27 protein-coding genes are annotated in these 21,522 nt (G+C 66.7%); 7 read left to right on the top strand and 20 right to left on the bottom strand.

Translation table 11 applies throughout. The features are described from left to right. Positions 1-60: 60 nt before the first annotated feature. From E5F05_RS00580 to E5F05_RS00570, 4 genes are read right to left on the bottom strand one after another with little or no spacing between them, the layout of a single operon-like run. On the bottom strand, positions 61-570 hold the full coding sequence (locus E5F05_RS00580) for a hypothetical protein (protein ID WP_129117106.1): 510 nt from the start codon (positions 568-570) through the stop codon (positions 61-63). Continuing rightward, positions 567-740 (bottom strand): hypothetical protein, encoded by a 174-nt coding sequence (locus tag E5F05_RS21060; protein WP_164973272.1) that lies wholly within the window; start codon positions 738-740, stop codon positions 567-569. The genes E5F05_RS00580 and E5F05_RS21060 overlap by 4 nt, the downstream gene beginning before the upstream one ends. Then, entirely contained in the window at positions 737-1,048 is a 312-nt protein-coding gene (locus E5F05_RS00575; protein ID WP_129117105.1) for a hypothetical protein, read from the bottom strand. Before E5F05_RS00575 ends, E5F05_RS21060 begins: the two co-directional genes overlap by 4 nt. Beyond that, a complete protein-coding gene (locus E5F05_RS00570; RefSeq protein ID WP_129117104.1) occupies positions 1,045-2,100 on the bottom strand; it encodes a helix-turn-helix domain-containing protein in 1,056 nt (351 codons plus the stop codon). The genes E5F05_RS00575 and E5F05_RS00570 overlap by 4 nt, the downstream gene beginning before the upstream one ends. Before the next feature lie 145 nt (positions 2,101-2,245). Here E5F05_RS00570 and E5F05_RS00565 point away from each other — a divergent pair, with 145 nt between their 5' ends. After that, complete coding sequence (locus E5F05_RS00565; protein WP_241687013.1) at positions 2,246-2,452, top strand: helix-turn-helix domain-containing protein; 207 nt, start codon at positions 2,246-2,248, stop codon at positions 2,450-2,452. Between the two features lie 170 nt (positions 2,453-2,622). Here the strand turns inward: E5F05_RS00565 and E5F05_RS00560 are convergent, their stop codons facing one another. Continuing rightward, positions 2,623-3,366 carry a hypothetical protein gene (locus E5F05_RS00560; RefSeq protein WP_129117102.1) on the bottom strand — a complete coding sequence of 248 codons (744 nt, stop codon included), beginning with the start codon at positions 3,364-3,366 and terminating at the stop codon, positions 2,623-2,625. 294 nt (positions 3,367-3,660) lie between these two features. Next, the gene (locus E5F05_RS00555; RefSeq protein WP_129117101.1) at positions 3,661-4,260 is read right to left on the bottom strand and encodes a hypothetical protein; all 600 of its coding nucleotides are present in this window, start codon (positions 4,258-4,260) and stop codon (positions 3,661-3,663) included. 121 nt (positions 4,261-4,381) lie between these two features. Between E5F05_RS00555 and E5F05_RS00550 the strand changes: the two genes are divergently transcribed. From E5F05_RS00550 to E5F05_RS21810, 6 genes are all read left to right on the top strand, one after another. Next, on the top strand, positions 4,382-4,636 hold the full coding sequence (locus tag E5F05_RS00550; protein ID WP_129117100.1) for a helix-turn-helix transcriptional regulator: 255 nt from the start codon (positions 4,382-4,384) through the stop codon (positions 4,634-4,636). Between the two features lie 145 nt (positions 4,637-4,781). Then, positions 4,782-5,345 carry a hypothetical protein gene (locus E5F05_RS00545; protein ID WP_129117099.1) on the top strand — a complete coding sequence of 188 codons (564 nt, stop codon included), beginning with the start codon at positions 4,782-4,784 and terminating at the stop codon, positions 5,343-5,345. Further along, entirely contained in the window at positions 5,342-6,019 is a 678-nt protein-coding gene (locus E5F05_RS00540; protein WP_129117098.1) for a hypothetical protein, read from the top strand. The genes E5F05_RS00545 and E5F05_RS00540 overlap by 4 nt, the downstream gene beginning before the upstream one ends. A gap of 5 nt (positions 6,020-6,024) precedes the next feature. After that, positions 6,025-6,639, top strand: coding sequence for a replication-relaxation family protein (locus tag E5F05_RS00535; RefSeq protein WP_129117097.1), 615 nt, complete (start codon positions 6,025-6,027; stop codon positions 6,637-6,639). 1,723 nt (positions 6,640-8,362) lie between these two features. Then, entirely contained in the window at positions 8,363-8,599 is a 237-nt protein-coding gene (locus tag E5F05_RS00530; RefSeq protein ID WP_129117096.1) for a hypothetical protein, read from the top strand. Positions 8,600-8,904: 305 nt separating this feature from the next. Then, positions 8,905-9,033, top strand: coding sequence for a hypothetical protein (locus E5F05_RS21810; RefSeq protein WP_260177009.1), 129 nt, complete (start codon positions 8,905-8,907; stop codon positions 9,031-9,033). A gap of 77 nt (positions 9,034-9,110) precedes the next feature. On the opposite strand, the gene E5F05_RS00525 is transcribed toward E5F05_RS21810, so the two are convergent. From E5F05_RS00525 to E5F05_RS00460, 14 genes are all read right to left on the bottom strand, one after another. Next, the gene (locus E5F05_RS00525) at positions 9,111-10,058 is read right to left on the bottom strand and encodes an aldo/keto reductase (RefSeq protein WP_129117095.1); all 948 of its coding nucleotides are present in this window, start codon (positions 10,056-10,058) and stop codon (positions 9,111-9,113) included. A gap of 139 nt (positions 10,059-10,197) precedes the next feature. After that, positions 10,198-11,691, bottom strand: coding sequence for an ATP-binding cassette domain-containing protein (locus E5F05_RS00520; RefSeq protein ID WP_129117094.1), 1,494 nt, complete (start codon positions 11,689-11,691; stop codon positions 10,198-10,200). Beyond that, complete coding sequence (locus tag E5F05_RS00515) at positions 11,688-12,614, bottom strand: branched-chain amino acid ABC transporter permease (RefSeq protein ID WP_129117093.1); 927 nt, start codon at positions 12,612-12,614, stop codon at positions 11,688-11,690. Before E5F05_RS00515 ends, E5F05_RS00520 begins: the two co-directional genes overlap by 4 nt. After that, on the bottom strand, positions 12,611-13,477 hold the full coding sequence (locus E5F05_RS00510; RefSeq protein ID WP_129117092.1) for a branched-chain amino acid ABC transporter permease: 867 nt from the start codon (positions 13,475-13,477) through the stop codon (positions 12,611-12,613). The genes E5F05_RS00515 and E5F05_RS00510 overlap by 4 nt, the downstream gene beginning before the upstream one ends. 79 nt (positions 13,478-13,556) lie before the next feature. Further along, positions 13,557-14,714: an ABC transporter substrate-binding protein gene (locus E5F05_RS00505; RefSeq protein ID WP_129117091.1), complete on the bottom strand. Its 1,158-nt coding sequence runs from the start codon at positions 14,712-14,714 to the stop codon at positions 13,557-13,559. Positions 14,715-14,768: 54 nt separating this feature from the next. Beyond that, positions 14,769-15,764 carry an MBL fold metallo-hydrolase gene (locus E5F05_RS00500; protein WP_129117090.1) on the bottom strand — a complete coding sequence of 332 codons (996 nt, stop codon included), beginning with the start codon at positions 15,762-15,764 and terminating at the stop codon, positions 14,769-14,771. 306 nt (positions 15,765-16,070) lie between these two features. Continuing rightward, positions 16,071-16,874, bottom strand: a complete 804-nt coding sequence (locus tag E5F05_RS00495) for an enoyl-CoA hydratase/isomerase family protein (protein ID WP_206732962.1) — start codon at positions 16,872-16,874, stop codon at positions 16,071-16,073. After that, positions 16,871-17,332, bottom strand: coding sequence for a hotdog fold thioesterase (locus E5F05_RS00490; RefSeq protein WP_129117089.1), 462 nt, complete (start codon positions 17,330-17,332; stop codon positions 16,871-16,873). Before E5F05_RS00490 ends, E5F05_RS00495 begins: the two co-directional genes overlap by 4 nt. Further along, on the bottom strand, positions 17,329-18,942 hold the full coding sequence (locus tag E5F05_RS00485; protein WP_206732961.1) for a benzoate-CoA ligase family protein: 1,614 nt from the start codon (positions 18,940-18,942) through the stop codon (positions 17,329-17,331). Before E5F05_RS00485 ends, E5F05_RS00490 begins: the two co-directional genes overlap by 4 nt. Before the next feature lie 50 nt (positions 18,943-18,992). Continuing rightward, a complete protein-coding gene (locus E5F05_RS00480; RefSeq protein WP_206732960.1) occupies positions 18,993-19,547 on the bottom strand; it encodes a gamma carbonic anhydrase family protein in 555 nt (184 codons plus the stop codon). A gap of 1 nt (position 19,548) precedes the next feature. Continuing rightward, positions 19,549-20,370: an enoyl-CoA hydratase/isomerase family protein gene (locus E5F05_RS00475; RefSeq protein ID WP_129117088.1), complete on the bottom strand. Its 822-nt coding sequence runs from the start codon at positions 20,368-20,370 to the stop codon at positions 19,549-19,551. Further along, positions 20,363-20,575: a PaaD-like zinc ribbon domain-containing protein gene (locus tag E5F05_RS00470; protein WP_129117087.1), complete on the bottom strand. Its 213-nt coding sequence runs from the start codon at positions 20,573-20,575 to the stop codon at positions 20,363-20,365. The genes E5F05_RS00475 and E5F05_RS00470 overlap by 8 nt, the downstream gene beginning before the upstream one ends. Further along, positions 20,572-21,333: a Phenylacetic acid catabolic protein gene (locus E5F05_RS00465; RefSeq protein ID WP_129117086.1), complete on the bottom strand. Its 762-nt coding sequence runs from the start codon at positions 21,331-21,333 to the stop codon at positions 20,572-20,574. Before E5F05_RS00465 ends, E5F05_RS00470 begins: the two co-directional genes overlap by 4 nt. 5 nt (positions 21,334-21,338) lie before the next feature. Next, positions 21,339-21,521 carry a hypothetical protein gene (locus E5F05_RS00460; protein ID WP_129117085.1) on the bottom strand — a complete coding sequence of 61 codons (183 nt, stop codon included), beginning with the start codon at positions 21,519-21,521 and terminating at the stop codon, positions 21,339-21,341. Position 21,522 lies beyond the last annotated feature (1 nt).

The raw sequence follows: 21,522 nt of genomic DNA, 5'->3' as shown, positions 1-21,522 counted from the left end.
TGACCGTGAGCATGCTCGTCCCGAGCTGACCACCCCTTTTGATCCTCAGAGCCGGCCGCCTCACTGCTTCTCGGCAGGTGAGGTCCAGGAGGGGTCGCAAGGAATCTCCTCGCCTTCCTCATCCCCAGACCAGGCCCGGATAATGGCCTGCTCCCGGGTGCGGCCCAACACGATCAGCGGACGCATCTCATCAATCAGCCCCCGGTCGTACGCCGCCCGTAAGAAGGCCTCCTGGTCGGTGTGGCTTCGACCCGACCACACCCAGTACCCCACCCAATCCACCTCGGCCCCCTGATTCAGCGCGTCCACCGCACCCAGCACATAGGGTGCATCCATCTCCAGGGGGCCACTGACCTGCCAGGGGTAGCCCCCGGCGATGAGGTGGGTCACCCACACCTCTCCCCCCTCCCGTCGGCCCAGAGCTGGACCCCCGGCTGCCAGCCCGGGCGGGCTGAGCAGGCCCTTGGCCTGCCGAACAGCGTCCGGTTCGAGCCGAACCCCGGTCACGGGTTCCGGGGTGGGACGGGGGACCACCAGGCCCAGCAGGCGGCAGTGCAGATCGGTGATCACGCGACCTCCCCGCCGTTCTCGACCCGCTGCACCAGTGACACCAGCACCGTGTGGATCACGGCCTGGAGCATCCAGTCGATCAGTGGCGGCCGCCTTCCGGGGAGCAGGATCACCAGCAGGTGATCCGGGGACAGCCGGGGGCGGACCACCACGGTCATCGGCGGGGTCATCCGCGCTCCCCGGCCATCTGGGCCTCCTCACGCATGGCGATCAGGCGCAGGGCGAGCAAGGCAGCCGTCGCGCAGCCGCTCAACTGCCAGTCGATGATGCCGCCCAGAGGCCGCTGGGCCGGATGGTAAAGCTCATAGTCGATGTCGCTGACGAGAAAGGGAGACTGACCTTCGTGAATCTCCCAGTCGACCTGCTCGTCGGTGATGACTTCGGCGCTGCGGGCGAGGAGGGTCAGCAGAACCTCCGGGCGGACGAGGTGCCGCCGGTAGACCCCGGGGCTGACGGTCAGGGTGGCCCGGGGATTCATGCCCGCACCTCCAGGGGGCGGATCGAGCGGACGTCATCCGAGCCGATGAGAATGCGGGCCGAACCGTTCTCCGCGTCGTAGAGGTCGATGTAGCGGTCGGTGATGGCCTCGACGGCGTAGCGCTCCCGGCGGTAGGTCACCAACTGACCGACGCCATACTCCGCGAGAATCGCCGTGGCTGGAGAGCCTGTGGGCGCAGCAGCCTGTGGCCGCGCCCGCCACGCCTCGGCACGCCCAAGGGCCTTGGGCAGCAGCGTGTCGATGCCAAAGCGCTTCGCGGTCCAGAAGCTGTCCTGCGCGACTTCCCTGGTGGCATCGGTCAGCAGCGAGAGAGCAGCCTCCAGGTCTCCGCCACAGTCGGACAGCAGGGTGTTCAGGGCCTTACGGCGGGGAGTACTCAGCCCGCTGGCCTCGGGCAACCCTCCCCGGTGCCTGTTCCAGGTGTCCAGCAGCCGGGCGAGCGCCTCCGTGCTTGCCAGTGGGATGCTGCACACGTCATCCTTGCCCTCTGGAGGCAGGAATTTCTTTTCAACCTTCTCTCTAAAGGAAGGGGGTGGGGTCTGCCGGACAACTGGCGGCTGGGTTTCCCCGTCACTGGAAACGGTGGGCAGCCCCGTCAAGGAAGCGCGGGGAGCAGTGGGTTCTGCTTCGCCTTTCTGCCGGGTTATCCCCTCCCCGACTTCCGCAGGGGTCTGAAGTGTCACCAGGCACTCCCGGATGTGTTCCGGGTTCACCCGGTAGAAGTTGCGGGCCGGAAGCCCCTTGCGCCTGACCTCGACCATCCCGGCGCAGACGCGCAGGCAGCGGCGGATCTGCTCCGGTGAGAGATTCAGGATTCTCCGCCAGGCCTCGTGCGATTGCTCGAACCAGCCTTCGGCGTCGGCAGCGTGTTCGCTGAGATAGCAGCACTGAGAAAGGAAGGCCGCAGCGGTGCAGTCGCCCAATATTTTGATGAACGGTGCCGGTACGGCGATCACGGGCTGCTGACCGAGGGTCTCCCTCACCAGCGTCACCGCCAGCCCCGTCCGCCCAACAGCGGTGTAGGATGTCATTTGATCCTCCAATACGTTGGATTCCCGAAGGGGAAGGTTTCCTAGGCCTTCTATCCCCTTCGGTGCAGTGATAGTAACATATTCTGTTACCATAGGTCAAGTTTCCTAACGTCTTGAGGTAGGCGGCAGTGATAACTTGACGGGGATGAACGAGGATGTCCGCGCATTCGTCAAGCAGGTCATGCTTGAGCAGGACATGTCTCAGGGAGAACTTGCTCGCAGGACTGGTCTAGCGCGCCCAGCAGTCACCAGACTCTTAAATGGCACGGTTGGCAAAATTCCCGAAAACTGGCAGCGCATCCTTGACGAACTCGGGATAGAGATCATCGCTGTCAAGAAATCTGATCGGTGAGGGGCGTTTCCGGCGTCGCCTTCTCCCCGTCAAAGGGCATCTACCGCACTCCTCTCCATATGGAGAGCTTTGATGGGGTAAGCTGACAGTAGAAACACAGCCCGCACCACAAAGGCAGCGGAAGGGACGAGTTTGGCCTCATCCCTCCCGTGTCGCCTGCTCACGGGTCTTCACTCCTCGCGCGGCATTGGCCCCCCGGCCTGTTGCAACGACCCCCAGCGGCTCACGCTGTTGGCCGCCAGATTGATGGTCAGGTTGTCCCAGGTCTGCCCCTCGTCGTTTGTGACGTGTAGGGTAAACGGCTTCCTGAGGTCCAGCTTGAGGCTCCCCCGCAGGCCACCGTCCACCCACAGCGGCTGCGGCTTCCCTCCCTGGGTGACCGAGATCGCCCCATGGCTGGGGCCGTCCAGCACGCTGATCCGGCCATTCCTGAGCGTGTAGGTGACCAGATCAAAGGCGCCCAGATCGATTGCCAGGGCGTCCTTCTTCGGCGTCCAGGCCAGCGGTCGCGGTGGTTGGGCGCTCCAGTGGACATCCAGATCGAGCATCTCCGGGTCAGTCCGCGACGAGGTCCACCACTTCATCAGGCGGGGATCACTCACGGTCAGCTTCATGCCCTCACAACTGGCCTTGAGCGTGCCCAGTTGAAACGAGGTCTTCGTGACCCTCGCGCCGCTCGCCTTGGCGTAACGGCCATCGTCATCGTCGCCGAGAACCTCCAGACCATCGCGACAGTTAAAGGTGAACTTCGTGGTGACCGAAGGTTTGGGGAAAGCGGCCGGGAAGGTCACATCCAGTTTCAGTTGCGGCACGGACAGACGATTCCCCAGCGCACTGTTTAGCGTGACGTTGCTGAGGGTCACGGCCGAGGCGGCAGAACTGGAGCACAGGGCCAGCACAAGCAATTTTTTCATGGGCACACTCCTTCGGTCTTCTCGAGATAGGGTTTTTCACGCAGGGCCGGGATCAAGTTGGCTTCGGCCAGGTGGAGGTCACCGCCAACACAGTTCATCGCCCCTCCGATTTCTGGTCACGGCCTTCCAGATGCCCCAGGGCACATGGACACATGGAGGCGGCGCTCGGTCGCGACTCCGGAAAAATCGAGGAGAGAGCGTTCACCCGCTGGAGAGCAACGAACCCAGACCCAGAGACTTTCTCCGGCAACACCTCCCCAACTCGCAGGCTTGCGCGTCCAGGCGTGCCCATCCTCAGCGCTTCTCTGCTTCCCAGGTGTCACCACTCTTGTAGAAAACGAGGGAGAGTGGGACATGGCTCGGGTCGTTACGGGTCGGCCCAAAGGCCGCCAGCACCTCGCGCGTGGCCCAGACCTCCGGCTCCAGGGTCAGCTTGCCGTCCGCGAGGTACTTGTCCGGCGCCGCCTGCCTGAGGTTGGACAGAGACGTCAGCCTGGATTTGCCGAAGCAGAAGCGGGGGATACCGTACGTGTCGATCCGGGCATGCTGGAGCAGAGCCTGATATTTGGCGGTAGGAGTCACTTTGTACTGCCCGTTGCCGAGGTCCGTCACAGCGAAATAGCCCGCCTTGATTGCCGCCTGGGTCTGGTCATCCTCATAGGACGACGCGCTGATCTTGGTCGGCGCTGCGGTGAAGATGGAGACGGTGCAGAACGTCCGCTCGCTGGTCGACGGCTTGGTCTGCGCCGCCTTCAGCAGGGTGTCCTTTATGCCGTCCCCGGTCTTCTGAGCTGGGGCGGCGCTCGGTGATTCCTGTGTGACCGCCTGTTTCGCTGGGCAGGCCGTCAGCAGCAGGGTCAGGGCAAAAAACAGGGGGGACAGGCTCTGGTTCACGGCGAACTCCAGGGATAGGAAACGGGGCACATTTCCAGTATTTTGACTATAAAAGAACCTTCTGTAAAGCGACGCTTCCTGGCAAGTCGCATGCGGGGTCGGCGCCCCACACCCTGAGGGGATGCCCCGCAAGCCCCGCAAGGTCCATCGGCCCGACGAAGACGAACTCGCCTTTCGCCGCGCGCTGGGTCAACGCATCCGCGACCTCCGTACACCAAAATTCAGTCAAGACGAGTTTGCGGACGAGATTGATGTGTTTCGCAGCCACATGAGCACCATTGAGCGCGGCAAGACCGACCTCAAACTCTCCACCGCCCGCCGGATCGCCAAAGCCCTCGGCATGGAACTCGATGAACTGCTGAAGCTGGAGAAGTGATCGGGGCTTGCAGCCACACTCACGGGGAGGAATCTGGGGCAGGGGCTGACACGGGCGCGGAACAGGACCGGCGGTGAGCGGTCAGCCTGGCGAGCAGCTCGGCTGAACCTGGCAAACACACCCACGGGCAGGCCATCCTGGAGTCATGACGGAGACAAGTACGGACCACGCCGCCACCGACCCGCAGTACAAGAAGCTCTCGGAAATCGCCCAGCAGTACCAGCCCGAAGACCTGCTGCTGATCCTCGATCCCTTCGGGGAGGGGCTGAGCAGTGCCGTGCAGGCGCTGCCCCTCGCGGACAAATTCGATGTGCGGGTAATGGAACAAGACGGCCAGATCAAGAAACGCCAGATGCCCGACGAGTTGGTAAGGCTCACCCCGGAAGGCGAAGCCTGGTTTGACCACAAGGCGCAGGAAACCCGCCAGGTTCACCTCGAAGAGCGGGGCAACATCGCCGTGAATGCGGAGCGCATCCTCTCCGGCCAGGATGATTTCGCCGCCCTCTTCGAGGCCCGCCGCAAGTTCATTGTCCAGAAACTCAAAGACGAGAAGAAGGGCAAGGCAGCGACCAGCACCACCACCGGCAAGAAAGCCAGCGGCAAAACCGCCACCGACAAAGCCACCCGAGCTTCCCAAACCAAACCCACCCAGAACGGCGGCGCACCTGCTTCCGCTCCCAGCGCCAGCCCCACGACGCCTGAAGCATGACCCGCGAAAAACGCCCCCCCAACCGCCAGCCCGTCCCCCTGATCACGCCGGGGGAGAAGCAACACCTGACGAAACTCTACATGGACGACGGTGCCTGGACCTACAGCGAGGCCGTCTCCTTCCTGGGGGAAGCCCGCTTCCGCGAGATGCTGCAAGACCGCCTGCTCGGCAGGCAGGACACCGAGATGGGGCCGGTGTACCACCTGCTTGCCCGGGGCAGGCTCGCGGCCTTCGGCACCGCCGATGAAGCCGCCTCGCTCACCAGACAACTGGACCTCGCCTACCTGCGGCTGAGCATGGCCGAACTGGGCTGGCGCTTCACGGACAAGACCTCGCCCTTCTACCGGGGATTCGACAAGCTCTTCCCCGGCCTCAAGTTCAGGGAGGCCGAAACCACTCTGGGCCGGGTGCTGCTGGCTGGCAAGCTGAGCGGCGGGGGCTACAGCGTGGACGGGATCGAGCGGCTGATGCGGCAGGTCAAGAGTACCGCCCTCTCCCGCAATCTGCTGTTTGTCATCCTGACGCCACACGCGCGCCGGGGCCAGCAGCGGGCACAGGTCCACAGTTCCGCGCTGCGCCTGATTCACCACCTACCCCGGGTGGGCGGGGCAACCTTACCCGCTTCAACCCGGTGTCAGGCCACAAGACAAACCCCGACCCCAACCCCATCCTGACCTCCGTGGGTGCCCAGAAGCAACGCGAACGCGGCGTCATCCCGGACCTCACCCTGGACATTCTGCAGATGAACCGCAAGGACCGAATCGAACAGGCACAAGCCGCCATCGAGGTAGATCAGGTCCTCTCGGAAGCCCAGCTCGCCCGGTACTACGGCCTGGGTCCCGCGGACCTCACGGGCCGCCTGGTCACCCAGGCCATCCTGCGGCCCAGCAAAAATCGGAGCGCACACGAAGTCCAACAACGGGTCGTGGTGGCCGACCGGCGGGTGGCACGGCTGGACGACAGCAACCTGAACCACCGCCTGACCACCGCACAGATGCGCCTGGACCTGGGCATCGCCGCCGACCCGGAACGCTGGCGCGTGGAACAGAGAAACGCCCTGAAACTGGAAGTCCCGGACGCAATTCACATCACCGGAGACGGCGAACGTTGGGCCATCGAAGCGGACACCGGGCAGTACAACATGCCCACCATCCTCCGCAAATTGCAGGCGTTCAAGGACCAGGAGTACGCCGAGATCATCTGGGGCACGCCGTCCAGTGTGCGGGTCAAGAATCTCACGCAGAAGATCGGACGCGATCTCCGGCCCACACTGAAACTCACCCAATGGTGGTGATTCATCTGCCCCAACAAAGCCGCTCTCCTGACCGGGAGTGGCCTTCTTCCTGGCCGCGACATCCTCACCTCTTCCTGCAGCACAGGCTCAACGGCAGGCCACGGACACGACCCGCTGTACCCGCCCTCATCGCTCCGGTCCACAGCCCATGAGACGGCTCCCGAAACGCTCCCTGTCTCTGGGTTGCGGCCTGTTCCTTGCCGTTCTGGGTCTGCTGCTGCTGGCATATCCGTTCGCCAATTCCTGGGTAACGGAAAGAATGGTGGCGCAAGATGAGCAGGCGGCGACCCTGTTACGAGTTCGGAAGGTGCAGGTTCTCCAGGCCTGCGAAGCACATCTCCACGCCAGAAAAGTGTCGGGACACGTCCTGCTCCCTCCCCAGAACAGCCTCATGCCAAGTGGCTACATGAGCCGTCTCAGCACCGGCAACCGCCACCTGTGGACGGTAAGCGGAGAGTGGCAGGACAGGGCTGGAACACCTCCCCGGTTCTTCACATGCTCCGCGACAGAAGACGAACATGGCCTCCGGATAAACCACGTGAACTGGAACTGAAGCCAGCACACGGACCCGGACAATGTGCCGGTTGGGGACTCCAGAGGTCGCGCATCAGCACCAGAAAAGGGCCGCCTCCAGTTCACAACCCTGTCCTCTCTGTTGCCCCTTCACCTCCAGTTCTGATCCACGAAACTGCACTGTGAACGTGCATGGCACACCCGGCAAGAGGACGAACTCTGATACGCTTCTTCTAGTTCGTCCTGCTTCCCGGAATTACCGTTCCTCACGAATCGCACCCTCTCACATAAAGAGAGCCGGGTCCAACTTCGTAGGAATAAAATGGGCCTTTGAGACCCTCAAGGCCAAACTTATCTGGAACGGGGAAGCGGAAATCAGACCCTCAAGGCCAAAGGTGTCTGGAAACGAAAGCGTTCCTACTACATAGATAGATTGCCCCAACCTTCCCCCCGCCCCCGGCATTCCCACCCTGGCCGGAAGGCTTGTGCATCCGCCCCCACGCCACCACCCGGCCCTGGTCAGGGTGCGAAACACGCCGACCTTCACTTCTGCCTTGGCCTCTCACGCTGCCTGCTTCTGCGTCTGCCTCAGCGTCTCCTCTGGCCCTGGGTGGAGCGGCGGTCTGGGGGCGGCAGCGCCCGGACCCTGCGGGTCCTGTGGGGCGCTGCGCTGGGCATCACAGGGGAGAGGCGTCACCCCTGGCGGGGTGCAGGCGGGCACCTCCGTGAACGGGAAAGGCAGGTGAGAGTTGACCGAGCGACGTGACGACCTCCACACCTGGGAAGCTTCGGCTTCCCATTTTTTTTGCCTGACTTGCCCCGAGCCGGGGGGGAGAGCGGGGACGCGGTTTCCCCGAGCGCCGTCCTGTCTTGAGGGGAGTGGCGTCACCCTGACGGGTGAAGGCAGGGGCAGTTCCGGAAGGACCGAAGGGCCAGCCGCGCCCGGTGTCCGCACGTCACCGAACTGGTCTTCCCCGCAGGCCGCCAGCGTTCACCCCACGCCTCTTTTCCGCCCGGCTCTCCCCTCCTCCGCGGGGCAAGGACGGTCCCCATGAAGTAACGCCACCCCCCACAATTCACGGGAAGTCTGCGCCGGGCTTCCCACTTTTTTTTGCCTGACTTGCCCCGAGCCGGAGAGAGAGGACGCGGTTTCCCCGAGCGCCAGCCTGTCTTCTGGGGAGCGGCGTCACCCTGACGGGTGAAGGCGGGCATGGGATACGACTTTCACGGTCAGTGGCACGCGGCGAACCCGGACGGCACCTTCGAGACGCTGGAGTTGGGGCGGAACGCGGAGCTGTTCTCCCTGTTCGGACTAAAGTGCTCGAACCTGGACCTCCCGCCCCTCCGGCAGGTGGAAGCGCCGACGGCGCTCGGCCTCCAGCGTTACCCGGACGCGCCGGTGCAGGGGTGCGTGACCCTCACGGACCTGCTCGCCTACGACTCGTAGTCGTAGGCGTGGCAGTAGCGAAAGTTCTTCTTGCTGGCTGGCAAACTGCCGGTGCCGGTGGGCACCCGATATCTCCGCGAGTGCATCCTGCCCCGCGTGCGGGAGCTGGCGCGGGGGCGCGAGGTGTACTGCACCTACGTGCGCGGGTCATCGACTCGGGAGGCCCGTACAGGGCTTCCCATTTTTTTCAGGGGCGCGGCGTCACCCCTTCACGGGGTGAAGGCACGCAGGAGGAACACCATGCATCAGATGCCCGACTTTGACTGCCACAGACCCGGATGCGGGGAGACGGTCACCGGTCCTTCATGCGGCCGACCCTCGATGCGGGCGGGCGCCAGCTGCGGGTGTACGCCACCGGCCGCGGCGGCAACCAGGCCAGCGCCGTGCAGGCGGTGAGCGTCGGCAAGCCCTGGACAGCCCCACGGCCTTTTTGAGAGGAGAGCTTTGGCACCGAGGCTCTCCTTCTTCCTGCGCCTCTCCGGTGCCAGCCTTCACGCCGCGCGCCTGGCCCTTACCGCGCCGTGATCCGGTCCACCTCGGCCAGTTCCCCGGCGCTGAGGGACCAGGTGACGGCGGCGACGTTCTGTTCGACCTGTTCGGGGCGGGTGGCCCCGGCGATCACGCTGCTCACCACGTCCTGCGCGGCCAGCCAACTGAAGGCCAGTTCAAGCAGGGTGTGCCCGTGCCCCCGGCTCTCCGCGAACTGGCGCAGGTCCTCGACCACCTGCCAGTTGCGCTCGTTCAGGTACCGGTCCTGGGCGCCGGGTGACCCGGCCAGACGGGTGCCCTCGGGAAGTGCCTCTCCCTGATGGTACTTGCCGCTCAGCAGACCGCTCGCCAGCGGGAAGTAGGGCAGCAGGCCCAGCCCCAGTTCGCGCATGGTCGGGAGCAGCTCCGCTTCCGCCCCCCGCACCAGCAGGCTGTACTCGTCCTGGCAGGACGTGAAGCGCGTCAGGTGCTGCCGCCGGGCGACGGCGTCCGCCTCACGGACCTGGGCGGCGGGCATGTTCGAGCAGCCGGTAAACCGGACCAGGCCGCGCTGCACCAGTTCATCCAGCGCGCCCAGCGTGTCCTCGATGGGCGTGTCGGGGTCGGGCCGGTGGAGCTGGTAAAGGTCGAGGTAATCGGTCCCCAGCCGCTGCAAGCTGGCCTCCACCGCCCGGCGGATATAGGCAGGCTTCGCGCCGCTCAGCTCGCCGTCTTCCCCCATCGGGGCACCGAACTTGCTCGCCAGGACGATGTTCGCGCGCTCCCGGCCCAGCGCCTTGCCCAGCATCACCTCCGAGCCGCCCCGGTTGCCGTAGATGTCCGCCGTGTCGAACAGGGTGATGCCCAGGTCCAGCGCCCGGCGCACCACCGCGTCCGTCCCCGCCTGGTCGAGCCGCCCCCCGAAGTTGTTGCAGCCCAGCCCCACGAGTGAAACCTGCAATCCGGAGTGTCCCAGCGCGCGTGTCTGCATACGGGCCATCCTTCCCGCGCGGGCAGGCGCGGAGAGTAATTCCGCCCACAGACCTGTCTTCGCGATTTCTAAGGAAAGACCACGCGGGCAGAGGACGCCCGGCCCGTCCGAACTCCGTCTGCCCGCGCCGACCAGGCACCTACACGCCCATCAGCTCCTGCACCAGCGCCCGGTTCTCCGCCAGGTGCGCGGCGTCGCCCTCGAAGGCGACGGTCCCGTGGTCGAGGACGTACACCCGGTCGGCCACCGCCAGCGCGAGGTCGAGGTTCTGCTCGGCCAGCAGGATCGTTTCGCCGCTTCCCCGCAGGGTGAGCAGCACGTCGCGCACGACCGTGACCATCAGGGGACTGAGGCCCTCGGTGGGTTCGTCGAGCAGCAGCACGTGGGGGTTCTGGAGGAGGGCGCGGCCGATGGCGACCATCTGCTGCTCGCCGCCGGAGAGGGTGGTGCTGAGGCTGTTCTTGCGCTCCAGCAGGCGCGGGAAGGTCTGGTAGACGCGCTCCAGCGTCCACTTGCCGGGGCGGGCGGCGAGGCGCAGTTCCTCGTCCACCGTCAGTTCGGCCATCACCCGGCGGCCCTGGGGGACCAGCGCGAGTCCGCGCCGCGCCAGAGCGGCGGGTGGGAGGCCCGCGACCGGCTGCCCATCCAGGTTGACGGTCCCCGCCCAGGGTTTGCGCCAGCCCATCAGGGTGGTCAGCAGCGTGGTCTTGCCCATGCCGTTGCGGCCCAGCACGGCGACCACCTCGCCGGGGCGCACGTCCAGCGAGGCGTTCTCGATGGCCTGCGCGCTGCCGTACCCGGCGGTCAGGCCGGACACGCTCAGCAGCGGCGGTTGGGCCATTTCCCCGGCGCTCACCTCGCGGCCCTGGCGTTCCAACGCCTCCCCCACGTACACGGCCTGCACGGCCTCATTCGCGCGAATCTCGGCGGGGGTGCCGGTCGCCAGGTGTTCGCCGTTGCTCAGCACGGTCACGTGGTCGGCAAAGGCCAGGCAGAAGGGCAGGTCGTGTTCGATCAGCACGGTGGTCAGGTCGCGCGGCAGGTTCAGGACGAGGTTCATCACATGGTCGCGTTCGTGCGCGCTGAGGCCCGCCAGCGGCTCGTCGAGCAGCAGCAGCCGGGGGTCCTGGGCCAGCACCATGCTCAACTCCAGTTGCCGTTTTTCCCCGTGCGAGAGGGAATCGGCGGGCGCAGCGGCCTGGGCGAGCAGACCCATCCGGTCCAGCGCCGCGTCGGCCAGCCGCCCGGCCTCGCGGTGGGCGGCGAGGGGTCGCCACAGGTCCCGGCGGGCGGGCGTGTGGGCCAGCACGGCCAGCACCACGTTCTCACGGACGCTCGCCTGGGGAAAGAGGCTGCTCGTCTGAAAGGACCGGGCCACACCCAGCGCCGCGATGCGGTTCGGCGGCAACCCGTTCACCTGGCGACCGTCCAGGCTGACGCTCCCCTCGCTCGGTGGGTATTCGCCGCTGATCACCCGGAAGAGGGTGCTCTTCCCGGCCCCGTTCGGCCCGATCACCGCGTGCCGCGCGCCGGGAGGCACCTCCAGGCTGATGTCCCGCAGAGCGGTCACGCCCCCGAAGCGGCGGGTGACGTGGCTGACCTTCAGGTCCAGCCCCTGCACGGCGGTCGTCATGCTTTCCTCCTCCGTGCGAACAGGGCCCACAGGCCGCCGCTGCCCGACAGCACCAGCGCGATCAGCAGCAGCCCGACCAGCCCCGCCCACAGGTCGGTGTGCGAACTCACCAGGGCTTGCAGCAGCGTGTACAGCACCGCGCCGATCACCGGCCCCCACAGCGAGCGCGCGCCGCCCAGCAGCACCATGATCAGCAGCACCGCGCTTTGCAGCCAGAACAGGTCGGTGGGCGTGACGATCCCGCGGTGATACGCCCCCAGCGCCCCCGCCAGCCCGATAAAGGCGGAGGCGATCAGCACCGCGCCGTACTTGTAGGCGAAGACTGGATAGCCCAGGGCGCGGGCGCGGGTTTCGTTCTGGCGGATGGCCTCCAGCACCCGGCCGAAGGGCGAGCGGGTCAGGCGCGTCAGCAGGAAGAGGGTCAGGGCCAGCGCGCCCAGCACGGTCAGGTACAGGCCCCAGTCGGGCAGACCCGATTTGAAGGTCAGGCCGTCGGTGCCGCCCGTCACGGCGCTCCACTTTTCGGCCAACGCCTGCATCATCTGCGCGAAGGCCAGCGTGATCATCAGGAAGAAGATGCCGCCCGCCCGCAGCGCCAGCGGCGCGGTCAGGGCCGAGTAGAGGGTGGCGATCAGGGCCGCCCCGGGCAGCACCAGCGCCAGCGGCACCCCCGCGCGCATGAGCAGCGCCGCCGTGTACCCGCCCAGCCCCCACATCGCGATATGGCCCAGCGGCGTCAGGCCCAGGTAGCCCACCAGCAGATCGAGGGCGGCGGCGGCCATCGCCCAGCACAGCGCCTCGGTGGCAAGGTACAGCGGGTAGCCGCCCAGCAGGAGCGGGACGATCAGGAGGACGGCGGCCCCGAGGGTCAGCCCGGCGCGCGGCAGCCCTGGGCGCACGGCAGGTGCAGCCTGCACGGTCATGCCGCCCCCAGTCGGCGGCCCAGCAGCCCCTGCGGACGCACGGCGATGACCAGGATCATCAGCGCGAACACCGCGATCTGCGCGAAGGCCGGGAAATACACCGCGCCGAAGCCGTTCACCAGCCCCACCAGGATCGCCGCCAGAAAGGCCCCCTCGATGCTGCCCAGCCCGCCGATCACCACCACGATCAGCGCGTACAGCGTCATGGTGGAGTCGAGGGTGGGTGTCAACGCGAGCTGCGGACTCCCCACCGCGCCCCCGAAGGCCGCCAGCCCGATCCCCGCCGCGAAGGTGAGCATCGAGATGCGCGCGACGGGCAGGCCCAGCGTGGCGCTCATCTGCGGGTCGGCGGTCACCGCGCGAATCTGCGCGCCCGCCAGCGTCCGGCGCAGCACCAGCCGGATCAGCCCGAACACCGCGAGCCCCAGCACGGTCAACACGAAGGGGTAACTGGGGAAGATCAGCCCGCCCAGCGTGATCGGCCCTTCAAAGGGGGCGGGCGGCGACACGCTCTTGATATCCGCCCCCCAGAAAAAGCGCACGGCGTCCGCGATCACGAAGGCCAGGCCCAGCGTGAGCAGCACCTGCCGCAGCTCGTGGCCGCGCAGGCGCGAGATCAGCGTGCGCTCGACGATCACCCCCAGCAGCGCACCCGCCAGCGTGGCGATCAGCACCCCCAACCAGAAATTGCCGCTCGCCTGCGCCACCGTGTACCCGATATAGGCGCTCAGCACGTAAAAGGCCCCGTGCGCCAGGTTCGCCACCCGCGCCACCCCGAAGATCAGCGAGAAGCCCGCCGACAGCAAAAACAGCAGCATCCCGAACGCCAGGCTGTTCAGGAGCTGAAACAGGATCAGTTGCATGTCACCTCTTTCGGAAGTCGGAAAACAGGCGGAGCGGCATCGGGAAAAGAGCCGGGTGCCACTCCGCCTCGGCATGGCCTTACTTGCCGGGGTCCGCGAAGCTGCCGAGGTTCGTGACGAACTTGTTCACCAGGCCCTGGGGCGTCTTCACGACCTGGCGGACATAGATCGGGTTCACCACATTCTGCGTGACCGGGTCGAAGCGGAAGGTGCCGCGTGGCGACTGGAAGTTCACGTCCCGCAGGGCCGCGAGGAGGGCCGCCTTGTCGGCGGTGTTGCCCCGGGTTTTCTTGAGGGCTTCGACGATCACGCGGGCGGTGTCCCAGCCGCGCAGGGCGTACACCCCCGGCACATCGTTGTATTTCTTCTTGTAGGCGTCGACGAAGATCTTGTTCTGGGCGACCGGCAGGTCCTGCACCCAGGGACCGACGCTGATCGCCCCGGCGATGCCGTCGCCCACCGAGTTGAGCAGCTTCTCGTCGACCATCTCGCCCGACACGGCCAGCTTGACGGACTTGTTCAGGCCGAACTGCGTCCACTGCTTCATAAAGAGCACCGCGTCGCTGCCGCTGAGGAAGGCGTAGACCGCTTCGGTCCTGGCCGCCGCGATCCGCGCCAGGTAGGGGCTGAAATCGGTGCTGCCCAGCGGCGTGTACACCTCTCCGGCTACTCGGCCGCCCGCCGCCGTGTAGGAATCCTTGAAGTCCGCGACCGACTCCTTGCCGAAGGCGTAGTCGGCGGCCAGCACGAAGGTGTTCTTGCTGACCTTGTCCGCCACGTACTTGCCGAAGGGATGGCTGAACTGCCAGCCGGAGCCGGAGGCGCGGAACACGTAGGGATTCTTGCGGTCGCGGGTCAGGGCGTTCCCCAGGGCATTGAAGACCACCAGCGGCGTCTTCGCCTCGGCCACCACCGGGGCCAGCGCGTAGGCGCTGGGGGTCAGCACGACACCCGCCAGGATGTCCACCTTGTCACTGTTGATCAGCTTGTTGGCCTTGCGCAGCGCGACCGCCGGATCGGCCTCCTCGTCCCCGCGGATAAGCTGGATCGGGTGGCCCGCCACCTTGTTGCCGATGGAATCCAGGTACAGGGTCATGCCGCGCATGCCTTCCTCGCCAAGCTGCGCGTACACGCCGGAAAAGGGCATGATCACGCCGATCTTGACGGGACTGGTCTGGGCCTGCGCGGTGGCTGTAAGGAGCAGGCCGAGCGAGAGGAACGGAAGGGAACGCTTCATGGTGGACCTCCTGGGGGTCAGCCTTTGGGCTGGGGAAAGGGTGAAGTTCGGGGGTCAGGCGTGATACAGCCACACCCCGTCCTCCCGGCGGCGCTGGAGTTGCCCCCTCAGCCGCAGGTATTCGAGGTGCGCGAGCGTTTCAGCGAGAGCAAAGCGCAAGTTGGCCTCGTTCAGCTCACGGGTGAACATGCGTCTGGAAAGGGTGTAGGCACTGCCCGGCGTCTCGCGGGCGACCCCGAGCAGGAACTCCAGCCGTTCATGATGATGGTCCCGCAGGCTCCGCGCGCGTTCGGCCACGCCCTCCAGCAGCGGGCCGTGATGCCCGACGACCGCGCGGCGGGGAGCCAGCACCTCCAGCCGGTCCAGCGTGCCGAAATAATCCCCCAGCGGATCGGGACGGCTGTAGGCATACAGGCCGATGTTGGGCGTGATCCGCGGCAGGATGGCGTCCCCCGCGATCAGCAGGCTCTCTTCAGCGTTCCAGAGGCCCAGGTGCCCGTCGGCGTGACCGGGCAGCCACAGCACCTCCCAAGCCCGGCCCGCGAGCGGCACGCTCTGCCCCTCGTGCAGCGGCGTCCACTGCCGGGCGGGGCGCAGCATGCGGCGAATGCGGCGGTGGAAGGTGTCCTGTGGCTCCCGCAGTTCGCGGGGCAGGCCGTGTTCCTGCATCTGATCGAGCAGTCGGGGCCGCCAGTTCTCCCAGTCCTGCCAGTAGCGGCCCCCGTGCTCGATCTCGGTGTCCAGCAGGTAGACCGGCGCTCCGCCCTCTTCCAGCTCCCCGGCGATGCCCAGGTGGTCCGGGTGGTGGTGCGTCAGGATCACGCGCTCCACGTCCGGGAGGCGCAGGCCGAGGTGCGCCAGGCCCGCTTCCAGCCCCGCCCGCGCTTCCGGCGTGTCCAGGCCCGCGTCGATCAGGGTGACTGGCCCAGCGGTGTCCACCAGCACGGTCACGGTCCGCATGGGAAAGGGAATGGGCACTTCCAGCACGTGCAGGGTGTCCAGCACACGGGTGACGGTCGGGAACGTGGCCGGGCCGGGCGGGGACGTCATCTCGCCTTCCGAACGGGTGGTGTGCCGATAGGTGCTGACTCTCCAGAATGTCGGGGCACGATCCTCTCTCTTTCTACGAAAAGATGCCTCAAAGCCGCATTACATACTCACGGGTATGTTCGGCGCAGACAAAACAGAGAACAGGCCTGGACTGCGAAACCCGGAAGAAGCCGTCTCAAACTGACATACTTGTGAGTTTGTTGATGTTACGTTGCCTGCCTGAGCCTGTCAAGGTCGCCCCTGAACCTCACCCGTGACCGCCGTGTCTGCCCTACGCAGGACCTCCGGTGGCCTGCGGTTCGTGGATCAAGAGGATTCCTCCAGCGCCACAATCCACGCCGGGTCCCGTTTCTCCAGAAAGGCCGCCACGCCCTCTCGCAGTTCCGCCCCGGAGCGGGCCAGCGCGTTGAGGTCCGCCGCGTAACGCAGCCCTTCCCCCAGGCCCATGCCAGGCGCGGCGGCGATCATGCCCTTGGTCATGGCGACGCTGCCGGGGGCGCTGCGGGTCATTTCCTGTGCCCGCGTCAGAGCGCGTTCCAGCACGTCCGCAGCAGGCGCGACCTCGTTGACCAGGCCCATCTGCCGTGCCTCGTCCGCAGAGAGCAGGCGGGCGCTGAGCAGCAGGTCACGCGCGTGCTTCTCCCCCACCAGCCGCACGATGAAGGCGGTTACGAGCGCCGCGACGAAGCCGATCCGCGCTTCCGTGAAGCCCATCTTCGCGCTGTCGGCCATTACCGTGAGGTCGCAGACGGCGGCCAGGCCCGCCCCCCCGGCGACCGCGTGGCCCTGCACGGCCGCCACCACGGGTTTCGGGAACAGGTAGAGGGCTTCCAGCAGCGACCGGAAGACCTCCGAGTCGGCGCGGTGCTGCTCGCTGGTGCGCCCTGCCATGCCGCGCAGTTCGTCCATATCCAGCCCGGCACAAAAGGCGGACCCGGCGCCGGTCAGCACCACCGCCCGGACCGCACTGTCCAGGCGCGCCTCATTCAGTGCAGCCAGCAGATCGTGCATCAGAGAAAGGCTCAGCGCGTTGCGGACCTGGGGACGGTTGAGGGTGAGGAGGCGCACTGGCCCCCGGTTCTCGCGGAGGATGACCGGCTCGCCGCTCACGCCCGCGCGTCCTGTTCCAGCACGAAGACGGTCAGGCGGGCCTCGGAAGTCTGCTTGCCCCGCTCGTCGTAGACGTGGATGGCCCAGACCTGGGTGCGGCGGCCGAGGTGGACCGGCTCGGCGCGGCCCGTGGCGACGCCCCCTTCCGCGATGGGCCGCAGGTGCGAGATGTTCAGCTCAGTGCCCACGCAGCGGTGCGTTTGCGGGTTCAGTGTCCTCATCGCGCCCACGCTCCCCAGCGTCTCGGCCAGCGCCGCCGACGCCCCGCCGTGCATCATGCGGTAGGGCTGCACCGTGCGCGCGTCGATGGGCATCTGGGCGACGATGTAATCCGGGCCGACCTCCGTCGCGACGATGCCCAGCCGTTCGGCCAGCGTGTTCGCGTGGTGGTCGTTCACGTCCTCGGGGGTGAAGGGCGCGAACCAGATGCTCTCCTTCACCGCCGCCTCGCCCGTCATCCGGCGTCCCTCAGGCGGAAGCGTTGAATCTTGCCGGTGCTGGTCTTGGGCAGTTCGTCCACGAAATGAATCTTACGGGGATACTTGTAGGGAGCGAGGCGGCCTTTGACATGGCTCTGGAGCGCCTGGGACAGTTCCTCGCAGGCCGCGTAGCCTTCCTGAAGGGTCACGAAGGCCTGGGTGCGTTGCAGGCCATCCCCGTCCGTGCCGATCACCACGGCGCATTCCAGCACGGCCGGGTGTTCGAGCAGCGTGTTTTCCACCTCGATAGGCGACACCCACTGGCCGCTCACCTTGAACATGTCGTCGCTGCGGCCCTCGTACCAGAAGAAGCCGTCCTCGTCCTGGTGATAGCGGTCCCCGGTAAACATCCACTCGCCGCGCATGGTCTTGGCGGTCTTTTCGGGCTGGTTCCAGTACTCGCGGGCCGCGCTGCCGCCGCGGATCAGCAGGTTGCCGGACTCGCCGCGCGGCACCTCCCGCCCGTCGAAGTCCTCGATGCGCGCCTCGTAGCCGGGCACGGGCAGGCCGCTGGAGCCGGGGCGGATCATTCCGGGGCGGTTGCTCAGGAAGATGTGCAGCATCTCGGTGGAGCCGATGCCGTCGAGGATATCCACCCCGAAGCGGTCCTTCCAGCGGCGGTAGATTTCCGGCGGCAGCGCCTCGGCGGCGGAGGCGCACAGCCGCACGCTGCTGAAGTCGTGCGGCTCCGGGTCTGCCAGCATCATCGTATAGAGCGTCGGGGAGGCAAAGAACAGCGTGGGCCGGAAGCGTTCGATGGCGGCGTAGACAGCGGCCGGTGTAGGCCTTCCCGGCAGGTACACCGTGCTCGCCCCCACACTGAAGGGGAAGGTCAGACCGTTCCCCAGCCCGTAGGCATGGAAGGTCTTGGAGGCCGTGAAGCACACGTCCCCCTCCTGGATGCCCAGCACGCCCTCCGCGTAGTTGCGGGTGGTGCAGCGGATGTCCTTGTGGGTGTGGACCACGCCCTTGGGGAAGCCGGTGCTGCCGCTGGAATACAGCCAGAAGGCTATGTCGTCGGGGCCGGTGGGTGCGGGGTCCAGGGTGGCCGGGGCGGCAGCAGCCAGGGCCTCCAGGCTGTGGGTCCCCTCCGGCAACATCCCGTCAATCACGAGGACATACTCCAATCCCGGACAGTTCGCGCACACGCTCGCCAGGACGGGGTGAAGGGATGCGCTGACCACCGCCGCCCGCGCGCCGCTGTCATTCAGGAAATAGGCGTAGTTGTCGGGGGGCAGGATGGTGTTCACCGGAATCGGCACCAGGCCCGCCCGCAGCGCCCCGAAGAACGTGGCCGGGAACGCGGGGCCGTCGTGCATCAGCATCAGCACCCGGTCCCCCGGCTTCAGGCCGAGGCCCAGCAGCGCGTTTCCGAAGCGGCTGGCCAGTTCGGCCAGTTCGGCGTAGGTGAGGCTCCGGTCCTCGCACTGCACGGCAACCTTCGCGCCGCGCCCGGCGTCCAGATTGTGGTAGAGGACCTCGCTGGCGTTGTAGCTGGTCCCGGCGCCCGGCGTCATGTTCGGAGTGGCCTGCGGCGGGTGCCGGGGCGGAGCGAGGGGTTCGGACGGGGTGCCCTGCATGTCGGTCATGGCTCCTCCTTGGCAACAACGCCCGGCACGTCAAAGGGGCCGGGCGGGACTCAGGAATGGGCGTCTGCGGGCTGCTCCGCGAAGCGGTCCACGCCCTCGGCGCGGTAGCGGGCCTGCATCGCGTGGTAGTCACGGGCGGCGAAGCCGGTCCAGTCGCGGGCGCGGCCTTGCAGGGGGCCTTTCACTTTGGCGGGCGCACCCGTCACCAGCACGCCCTCGGGAATCTCGGTGCGTTCAAGGACGACGCTGTTCGCGGCCACCAGGGACCCCGCGCCGATCACGGCGTAGGGAAGAACCACGGCCCCCACGCCGATCAGCGCCCCATCCCCGATGGCGCAGCCCTCCACGGTGGCGTTGTGCCCGATGGTCACGTTCCGCCCGATGAGCGTGGGGCAATCTGCGCCGGTATGGACGACCACGTTGTCCTGCACGCTGCTGCCCGCCCCGATGGTGATGGCGCCGAAGTCGCCGCGCAGCACCGCGCCGAACCAGACGCTCGCGCCCTCCTCCACCGTCACGTTGCCGATCAATACAGCGGTGGGGGCCAGGAACACATCCCGGCCGACGCGGGGCGAGTGCCCGCCGAAGGGGATGAGGAGCACCACCTCACTTCCCCTTGAACTGCGGGCGGCGCTTCTCGCGGAAGGCCTGCACGCCTTCCTTGTGGTCCTGCGTCTTGAGCAGGATGCTCTGCGCCAGGCCCTCCACGGCGATGGCCGCCGTCTGGTCCATGTTGGGGATGTTGTTGATCAGCTTCTTCGCCAATCCGAGGGACTGCGGCGCGCGCTTGAGAAGCTGCTGCGCGTACTCGCGGGCGGCGGGGAGGAGTTCCTCGTGGGGCACCACCTTGTTCAGGAAGCCCATCTGGTAGACCTCCTCGGCGGGGTACATGCTGCCCGTCCAGATCATCTCCTTGGCGCGGGCCGGGCCGATCTCGCGGACCAGGCGCGTCGTGCCGCCCACGCCGGGGATCAGCGAGATGAAGTTCTCGCGGAAGCCGATCCTGGCCTGATCGGAAGCGATGCGGATGTCGGCGGCCAGCGCCAGCTCGAAGCCCGCGCCGGTACACATGCCGTTGATCGCCACGATGATGGGCTTTTCCACGGCTTCCAGGTCGTCGAAGAACTTGGTCAGGCGGCGGCTGTTGGCGCGGAACTCGGGCGTGACCCAGTCGTGTTCGAAGTGGGACATGTCCCCGCCACCGGAAAAGCCCCGTCCGGCCCCGGTGAAGATCACGACTTTGATGTCGTTGTTGAAGAAGATTTCATCCATCAGCGCCGTGAAGTCCAGGCGCATCTGCATGTTCACCGAGTTCAGCTCGTCCGGGCGGTTCATCGTGACCAGGGCGATGCCCTGCTCGTCGAGTTCGAACAGCAGCGTCTCGTACTTCTTCTCGGTGTTCCGGTCCTGTGTGGCACTGTCACTCATGGGTGTTGTCCTTGCTGGCGGGTTGGCCCTCGCCCTCGTCGTCCGGCTCGTCCTCGTAGCGGATCACCTCGAAGACGGAACGGCAGTGGTTGCAGTAGTACTGGCTGCCCATCAGGGTCTGCCCGTAGAGGCTGAATTCCTCCGTGTCGGTGGAGTGGCAGAACACGCACGCCACCTGTTTCGGGCGGCGGTCGGGGGCCGTCATACCGGAATCAGCACTTCGCGGCGCTCGGCGTCCCAGTGGCTCCAGTCCGTGCGTTCCGCAGGGACGGTCAGGCCGGACTGCTGCACCTTGTCCTCCAGCTCGCGCCGCCAGCGGGGGCGAATGTCGCTCAGGCTCTCGCCCAGGATGCCCTCGCGCACCAGGTTGCTCTCAACCTCGTTCCCCAGCCACGCCTCCGCGATGGGGTAGGCCCAGTTCAGTTCTTTCTGGAGATGCTCCCGCGTCGTGTCGTCCAGGGCAGCCAGGCGGGCCAGCCAGGTGTCCCCGAAGACGCGGTGGAACTTCTCTTCCTGGTTGATCTTGACCGCCAGCGAGGCCAGAGGCGCGAAGGAGAAGTCGCGCGCGGCGCGGAACACTTCCTGAAGAGCGGCGTCCAGCGTCACGCTCATCGCAACCAGCTTCAGCCAGGTGTCCCAGCGGTTGTCGAGGGCGTCGGGATGCACCCGGACGCGGGTGGAACGCAGGTCGTTTTCCTCGTTCAGCGACTCGGGCGCCTCAGGGAAGGTCCGCAGCAGGGCGTAGAGGCTGCGGGCGTGGCCCAGCTCGTCCTGTGCCAGCGCCGCCGCGCCCACGGCCCCTTCCAGCGCGGGCGTGCCGGTGACCCAATGGGAAATCTGGAAGCCCAGCCGCTGCTTGGTATCGGTGAGGGCCAGCAGGAAGGCGAACAGCTCGGCGCGCAGGTCTTGTGGCAGGTCGTTCAGGGTGGCGTACTTGGCGGCCTTCGTCTCGGTCTGGGTCATGGCGGTCACCGTTTCAGCGCGACTTCCGTCACGTCCTCTTCCCTCGCGGCGACCAGTTCGATCCAGTCGTCGCCGTACTTGTCGAGGGCCTGGGTCTTCAGCTCGGCGTCGTCAGCCAATTCCAGCGGGGCCAGCAGTGTCAGTGGCTCGTTGTACGCCTTGCGGCCATACACCTGATAACGGGTCATG

Source organism: Deinococcus metallilatus (assembly GCF_004758605.1).
Taxonomy (GTDB): Bacteria; Deinococcota; Deinococci; order Deinococcales; family Deinococcaceae; genus Deinococcus; species Deinococcus metallilatus.
This window is presented reverse-complemented; position numbering and strand designations above follow the sequence as displayed.